This window comes from Mycobacterium sp., assembly GCF_032161845.1.
Taxonomy (GTDB): Bacteria; Actinomycetota; Actinomycetes; order Mycobacteriales; family Mycobacteriaceae; genus Mycobacterium.
In genome coordinates this window covers 23,562-30,722 of sequence record NZ_JAVRQA010000495.1, presented here as the reverse complement: position 1 = coordinate 30,722, position 7,161 = coordinate 23,562, and the positions used below count along the sequence as shown (strand labels likewise).

The window sequence follows — 7,161 nt, the reverse complement described above, 5'->3', positions numbered from 1 at the left end:
GGCGTCGGAGATCAGGTCGCGCAGCACGATCTCGGCGAGGGACTTGTCGATCGCCGCCTTGTTGAGCGACGCGAAGGCGGTGACGCGGATGAGAGCGCCCTCGAGCTCGCGGATGTTGCGCTCGATGCTGCTGGCGATCAGCTCCAGGACGTCGTCGGGGACGTCGAGCCGGTCCATCTGCGCCTTTTTGCGAAGGATTGCGATGCGCGTTTCCAACTCGGGCGGCTGAACGTCGGTGATCAGACCCCATTCGAACCTGGTCCGCAGCCGGTCTTCCAGAGTGGCGAGCTGTTTGGGCGGCCGATCGGACGAGATGACGATCTGCTTGTTCGCGTTGTGGAGGGTATTGAAGGTGTGGAAGAACTCCTCCTGGATGCCTTCCTTGCCCTCGATGAACTGGATGTCGTCGACCAGCAGCACGTCGATGTCTCGGTAGCTTCGCTTGAACGATGCCTTGCGGTCGTCGCGGAGCGAGTTGATGAAGTCGTTGGTGAATTCTTCGGTCGAGACGTACTTGACCCGCATGCCAGGAAACAGTCGCTGCGCGTAGTTGCCCGCGGCGTGCAGAAGGTGCGTCTTGCCGAGACCAGACTCGCCCCAGATGAACAGCGGGTTGTATGCGCGCGCCGGCGCTTCGGCGATGGCGAGCGTGGCGGCATGGGCGAAGCGGTTCGAGGCGCCGATCACGAACGTGTCGAAGGTGTATCGGCGATTGAGACTGACGTCATTGGTGGGGGCGTTCTGCGACCGATTGGTGAAGTATGTGGGCCAACTCCGCTCGGCGCTCGCCAACGCCTCCTCGTCGTCGTCGACTTCGTCGACTTCGTCGGGTTCGGTCAGAGCGTCCGTCTGAAATTCGTCGTCCCGGTCGGCGTCGGGATCGGGTGTCGCAATGCGGACACCGAGTTCAACACGTTGTCCGAGCCGGCGGCTCAGGCTGGAGATGATGGGCTCGCGAAGGTGGCGTTCGATCTCGTTCTGCACGAAGGGGGTCGGAACCGACAGAAGAGCAAACCCCTCCGCGATGACGAGCGGCTTGACCAGCTTCAGCCACGCTCTTTGCTGAGGAGTCAGGTTCGGGGGAGTGAAGCTGGAAGCCGAGTCGGGAGCGATGTCACCGTTGAGTTCCGCAACGACGTCGTTCCAGATTGCGACGAACGGTGGGTCGGCGTCTGCTGTCAACGGAGAAGTTCCCCCTCATGGGCCAGGCAGGGTTGGCCGAATAGACAAGGACCGGATGTCCACATGGTTATCCACAGTCTGTGGATAACCGACACCGGTCGTTGTGTCGTTGCGTACTGGCGGGGAGGCTGCCTTCCGGGGCTCGTCACAGTGGTCGAATGCACCGTGGGCTCGCGGTGGGGCGGCCGTCCTCACTTGTTCGTTTAGCGCCGTCTCGGTCTGAGATGGCCTTGGCAGAAGCTAACAGGTTTATTGCCGGGTGCCAACAGTTCTGCAACATTGATGGGGCCTTCTCCGGAGTCGGGTGTCGGATGGTGACGCGTGTGACCGATGAGGCGTATTCGCGACCGAGAGAAGCGGGTTTGACCTAGGGAAATCTCGTCAGTACCCTCGAACAGTCGCCCGAACGTGGCGACACGGCTGCGACTCGGATCATCGGGTTCACGCGCCGGGGCTAGCAAGCACGACGAAGCGTACGTACCGCGACTGCTTCCAGACGCACATGAACCTTTTCATGTGCGCGACGGGGGTGGCCGCACACATTGAGGAGAAACAACCGTGGCCAAGGGCAAGCGGACCTTTCAGCCCAACAACCGGCGCCGTGCCAAGGTGCATGGTTTCCGGCTGCGGATGCGTACGCGCGCTGGCCGCGCCATCGTGTCGGGTCGGCGCAGCAAGGGCCGCCGCTCTCTCACTGCGTGATACTGCTCGGTTTGAGCAGGGTGTAGACAGGTGCTTCCGGCTCAGTACCGGATGACGCGCTCGACTGACTTTGGGCTCACCGTCAATCGCGGTGTGCGAGCAGCGCAGCCAGACCTCGTCGTGCATGCGCTGCGACCGTCGGGCGACGAGTCAGGCGCCCCCAAGATCGGACTCGTCGTCGCCAAGTCGGTCGGCAATGCGGTGCAACGGCATCGCGTCTCTCGGATGTTGCGGCACGTGGCGCGCGGCGTGATCGAGGATTTCGGACCCGGTGACAAAGTGGTGATCCGGGCTCTGCCGAGCAGCCGGCACGCCATCTCGGCTCGGCTCGAGCAGGAACTGCGAACGGCACTGCAACGCGTGAACGAGAAGTGCGGAGCGCGACGATGAGCCGCGGCCGGCTTGGCGGGGCCGTCGCTCGCCGCATCATCTATGTCATCGAGCTGTACCGCACGATGATCTCTCCGCTGCGACCACCCTCTTGCCGCTTCATGCCGACGTGCAGTCAGTACGCCGTGGAAGCGCTTCGAGAGTTCGGGTTCGTGCGGGGGAGTTGGTTGTCCTTGGTACGGCTGGCCAAGTGTGGCCCGTGGCACCGAGGTGGATGGGACCCGATTCCGGAGCGATGTGGCGTGGCTGTGGATGCCGCGACGCTGAGGAGCGATTCGTTTGTTTAATTGGTTCAGTCTCGACGTCATCTACTACCCGGTCTCCGCGATCATGTGGGTTTGGTACAAGGCCTTCGCCTTCGTGCTTGGGCCGGAGAACTTCTTCACGTGGGGCCTGACGGTGATGTTCCTCGTCTTCACCCTGCGTGCGATTCTCTACAAGCCGTTCGTCCGCCAGATCCGGACGACCCGCCAGATGCAGGAGTTGCAGCCACAGATCAAGGCGCTGCAGAAGAAGTACGGCAAGGACCGCCAGCGGATGGCGGTCGAGATGCAGAAGCTGCAGAAGGACCACGGATTCAATCCGATCCTCGGCTGCCTTCCGATGCTGGCGCAGATCCCGGTGTTCATCGGTCTCTACCACGTGCTGAACTCGTTCAACCGGACACAGACCGGTTTCGGCCGGCTGGGCTTGACGGTCGAAGAGAATCGATCGCTCGGCAACTACGTCTTCAGTGCCACCGACGTCGGGCACTTCCTGGACGCGCACCTGTTCGGTGCACCCCTTGGCGCATCGATGATTCAGACCGTCGGCCTCGGTGCGTTCGAGGAGTTCAACCGCGCCGCGGTCATTGCCGTCGGCGTGCCGCTGATGATCCTGGCCGGTATCGCGACCCACTTCAATAGCCGTGCGTCGGTTGCGCGTCAGAGCGTTGAAGCTGCTGCCAACCCTCAGACCGCGATGATGAACAAGCTTGCGCTGTACGTCTTCCCGCTCGGCGTCGTCGTCGGCGGTCCCTTCCTGCCCCTAGCGGTGATCCTGTACTGGGTGGCGAACAACATCTGGACCTACGGCCAGCAGCACTACGTGTTCGGCAGGATCGAGAAGGAAGAGGAACTCAAGAAAGAGGAGGATTTGGCGCGCCGCGCGTCGAACGCTCCGGCCCCTGGTTCCAAGCCGAAGGCCAAGCGAAAGCGACCGCCGGCCAACACCACGGCTGCCGAGCGGGCGAAGGCCGCCGCCGCCGAGCTGACCGAGTCAGCCGGACAAGAGGCCGACGCCATCGAGGACGACGGTGCCGACGTGTCGGCGAAGCCGATCGCCAACGGCAAGGCGAACCCTCCCAAGGCGGGTAGTACCGCCAACCGTGCGCCGAGGCGCACCAACAATCGCCCCAAGAAGCGCAAGCCCTGACAGTTACCGATTCAGGTCGGCCCGAGGTGGCCGCTGATGGAGTTGAGTACGGAGGTAAGGACGAACATGACTGACGCAGATACAACTGAACGGACCGAGACCGAGACCGAGGTCGAGGTCGAAGGGCCCAAGTCCGAGGACCTGGAAGACCGACTGGTTGCCGAAGGCGAGATCGCCGGCGACTACCTCGAGGAGCTTCTCGACCTCTTGGATTTCGACGGGGACATCGATCTCGACGTCGAAGGTGACCGCGCCATCGTCAGCATCGACGGGGGCAGTGATCTCGCCAAGCTCGTCGGACGCAAGGGCGAGGTGCTCGACGCGCTCCAGGAGCTGACCCGGCTCGCGGTGCATCAGAAGACCGGCGAGCGCAGCCGCCTGATGCTCGACGTCGCCCACTGGCGTCGCGGCCGGCGGGACGAGCTGGCGGCGCTGGGCGACAAGATTGCCCGGCGGGTGCTGGCGAGCGGTGACCGCGAAGAGCTGTCGCCGATGACTCCGTTCGAGCGGAAGATCGTTCACGACGCGGTGTCCGCAGTCGATGGCGTCCGGAGTGAAAGCGAAGGCGCAGAACCGTCGCGGCGCGTTGTCGTCCTGCCAGCCTGACGGTCTGAGTTACAACGATGTAGTTCGAGGGCGGCTCGGTGGCGGCGGATTCGGAGGATGTTTCACGTGAAACATGGTGAAGCGCCAACGGCGCCACCGGCCGCTGCTGCAGTCTTTGGTGACCGACTGGACGTCGCTACGGAGTACGCCGCAATACTGTCGGGCGCCGGAATCGAACGGGGCTTGATTGGCCCCGGTGAGGTCGCCCGGCTGTGGGACCGCCATATCCTCAACAGCGCGGCCATCGGCGAATTGTTGAACCCCGGGGAGCGCGTGGCCGACATCGGTAGCGGCGCAGGGCTGCCAGGCATACCCCTTGCGCTCGTTCGATCTGATGTGGCCATCACCCTCGTCGAGCCGCTTCTCCGGCGCGCCGACTTCCTCGCCGAGGCAGTCAACCTGCTGGGCCTCCCGGTGACCGTGATCCGTGGGCGGGCCGAAGAACGAGCGGTTCGCGAGGCGGCCGGAGCGATCGACGTCGTTACGTCCCGGGCGGTCGCATCGCTCGATAAGTTGACTCGGTGGTGTCTGCCGCTGCTCGAGCCGGGGGGTCGAATGTTGGCCATGAAGGGCGAGCGCGCTGCCGCAGAGGTTGAAGAACATCGCCGGGCAATGAGCTCGTTGGGTGCCGTCGACGTGAAGGTGATGGAATGTGGCGTGAACTATTTGACTCCGCCCGTAACCGTGGTCGTGGCGGTGCGGGGGAGTCGTCCGGGGCGCGGCAGCAGACCGTCCGGGGGAGCACAGCGCAAGTCCGGGACAACTCAGGATCGACCATCATCACGGCCCGACGGGTCGACGAGGAGAAGCAAGTGACGCCACCGCCGATCGGCGAGGGGAACGCTCCAGGGTCCACGCCCTCCAACCCACAACGCGATGTTTCACGTGAAACATGGCAGCCACCCGCCGACGAAGCGTGGAAGAACCCCGTCGCCGACACCCCGATCGGCGCCGAGGCCGAACGTGCCGTGCGGCTCCTACACAACGCAAAGGGCAGGCAACTCCCGCGGCCACCACACCAGCGAGTGTTCACCATTGCCAACCAGAAGGGTGGAGTCGGGAAGACGACCACCGCGGTGAACGTCTCCGCGGCGCTCGCGCTGCAGGGTCTGCGGACTCTCGTCATCGACCTCGACCCGCAGGGCAATGCGAGCACAGCGCTCGGCATCGAGCACCGACCCGGCACGCCGTCGTCCTACGAGGTGCTGATCGGGGAGATCACCCTCGAAGCGGCATTGCAACAGAGCCCGTACAACGAACGGCTCTACTGCGTGCCCGCCACCATCGACCTCGCCGGCGCGGAGATCGAACTCGTCAGCATGGTGGCGCGCGAAGGCCGGCTGCGCAACGCCCTCGCGTCCTTGCAGGAGCACGACTTCGACTACGTCTTCATCGATTGCCCCCCGTCACTCGGCCTGCTGACCATCAACGCACTCGTCGCGGCGCCCGAGGTGCTCATCCCGATCCAGTGTGAGTACTACGCCCTAGAGGGAGTGGGTCAGCTGCTGCGCAACATCGAGATGGTGAAGGCACACCTCAACCCCCATCTCGACGTCACGACCGTCATCCTCACGATGTACGACGGACGGACGAAGCTGGCGGATCAGGTCGCCGACGACGTGCGCTCACACTTCGGCGCCAAGGTGCTGCGGACGGTCATTCCGCGCAGCGTGAAGGTATCCGAGGCACCTGGCTACGGGATGACGATCCTGGAATACGACCCCGGATCTAGGGGAGCGATGAGCTATCTCGACGCGAGCCGAGAAATTGCCGAGCGGGCCGATAGTGCACGGAAGGGACAGGAATGACGCCACCACCCAAGCGAACCGGCCTCGGTCGCGGACTCGCCTCGTTGATCCCGACCGGGCCGAGCGACGGCGGGAGCAACCTTGGCTCAGCGATGGGTGAGGCGGCGGCCGACGTGATGTACGGCGGCGCACCGTCAACCGCCGTCGAAACGGTCGGCGACGTCGGGGCCGTCTACCGCGAGATCGACCCCACGTCCATCGAGCCAAACCCAAAGCAGCCGCGTCAGATCTTCGACGGGGAGGCACTCGCCGAACTCGTCCACTCGATCCGCGAGTTCGGTCTGATGCAGCCGATCGTCGTTCGTGCGGTCGATCCGGTCGACGGCAAGCCGCGCTACCAACTCGTCATGGGGGAGCGGCGTTGGCGGGCAGCGCAAGAGGCCGGCTTGGCGGCCATCCCCGCGATCGTTCGGGAGACCGCCGACGAGAGCATGCTGCGTGACGCATTGCTCGAGAACATCCACCGGGCCCAACTGAACCCGTTGGAAGAGGCGGCGGCCTACCAACAGCTGCTCGACGAGTTCGGGGTGACCCACGAGGAACTCGCGGTGCGGATCGGGCGGTCGCGTCCGGTGATCACCAACATGATCCGGCTGATGCGACTTCCGATCGCCGTCCAGCGCCGGGTGGCTGCGGGAGTGCTGTCGGCCGGCCACGCTCGCGCCCTGCTGGCACTCGAGAGCGGACCGGAGAAACAAGAGGAACTCGCAGCGCGAATCGTCGCGGAGGGCCTATCGGTGCGTGCCACCGAGGAGGCCGTCACGTTGGCCAACCGGGATGGCGTTCACGACACCACTCCGGCGCAACGGCGCAAGCCGATTCAGATGCCGGGCCTTCAGGACGTTGCTGAGCGGCTGTCCTCGGCGTACGACACCCGGGTCACGGTGAGCCTTGGCAAACGCAAGGGCAAGATCGTGGTGGAGTTCGGGTCCGTCGAAGACCTCCAACGCATAGTGGACCTAATGAACGCTGCGAAGGCATGACCCGCCATACCGTGTAATTACGTCACTGTGACACATCGACCCGCCCAGCCCGGCGCCGTGCTCACTCAGAGGAGTTA

Annotated in this window: 9 protein-coding genes; 8 read left to right on the top strand and 1 reads right to left on the bottom strand. The window is 64.3% G+C overall.

Features of this window, described 5'->3' with window-relative positions; all coding sequences use genetic code 11:
- Nucleotides 1-1,182 (bottom strand): chromosomal replication initiator protein DnaA (gene dnaA, locus QOD90_RS27275; protein ID WP_526354975.1); only part of this gene is annotated, 1,182 nt, incomplete at its 3' end.
- 558 nt (nucleotides 1,183-1,740) lie between these two features.
- Between dnaA and rpmH the strand changes: the two genes are divergently transcribed.
- The 8 genes from rpmH (at nucleotide 1,741) to QOD90_RS27235 (ending at nucleotide 7,084) form a co-directional block, all read left to right on the top strand.
- Nucleotides 1,741-1,884, top strand: a complete 144-nt coding sequence (gene rpmH, locus QOD90_RS27270; protein ID WP_149479713.1) for a 50S ribosomal protein L34 — start codon at nucleotides 1,741-1,743, stop codon at nucleotides 1,882-1,884.
- A 30-nt stretch (nucleotides 1,885-1,914) separates the two neighbouring features.
- Nucleotides 1,915-2,274: a ribonuclease P protein component gene (gene rnpA / locus QOD90_RS27265; protein ID WP_526354972.1), complete on the top strand. Its 360-nt coding sequence runs from the start codon at nucleotides 1,915-1,917 to the stop codon at nucleotides 2,272-2,274.
- A complete protein-coding gene (gene yidD, locus QOD90_RS27260; RefSeq protein ID WP_526354971.1) occupies nucleotides 2,271-2,561 on the top strand; it encodes a membrane protein insertion efficiency factor YidD in 291 nt (96 codons plus the stop codon). Before rnpA ends, yidD begins: the two co-directional genes overlap by 4 nt.
- 43 nt (nucleotides 2,562-2,604) lie before the next feature.
- Entirely contained in the window at nucleotides 2,605-3,687 is a 1,083-nt protein-coding gene (gene yidC, locus QOD90_RS27255; protein ID WP_526354979.1) for a membrane protein insertase YidC, read from the top strand.
- 66 nt (nucleotides 3,688-3,753) lie between these two features.
- Nucleotides 3,754-4,293, top strand: a complete 540-nt coding sequence (locus tag QOD90_RS27250) for a Jag family protein (protein ID WP_526354969.1) — start codon at nucleotides 3,754-3,756, stop codon at nucleotides 4,291-4,293.
- Nucleotides 4,294-4,350: 57 nt separating this feature from the next.
- A complete protein-coding gene (rsmG, locus tag QOD90_RS27245) occupies nucleotides 4,351-5,109 on the top strand; it encodes a 16S rRNA (guanine(527)-N(7))-methyltransferase RsmG (protein WP_526354967.1) in 759 nt (252 codons plus the stop codon).
- Nucleotides 5,106-6,101, top strand: coding sequence for a ParA family protein (locus QOD90_RS27240; RefSeq protein ID WP_526354965.1), 996 nt, complete (start codon nucleotides 5,106-5,108; stop codon nucleotides 6,099-6,101). The genes rsmG and QOD90_RS27240 overlap by 4 nt, the downstream gene beginning before the upstream one ends.
- Nucleotides 6,098-7,084, top strand: coding sequence for a ParB/RepB/Spo0J family partition protein (locus QOD90_RS27235; RefSeq protein ID WP_526354963.1), 987 nt, complete (start codon nucleotides 6,098-6,100; stop codon nucleotides 7,082-7,084). Before QOD90_RS27240 ends, QOD90_RS27235 begins: the two co-directional genes overlap by 4 nt.
- Nucleotides 7,085-7,161: the final 77 nt, after the last annotated feature.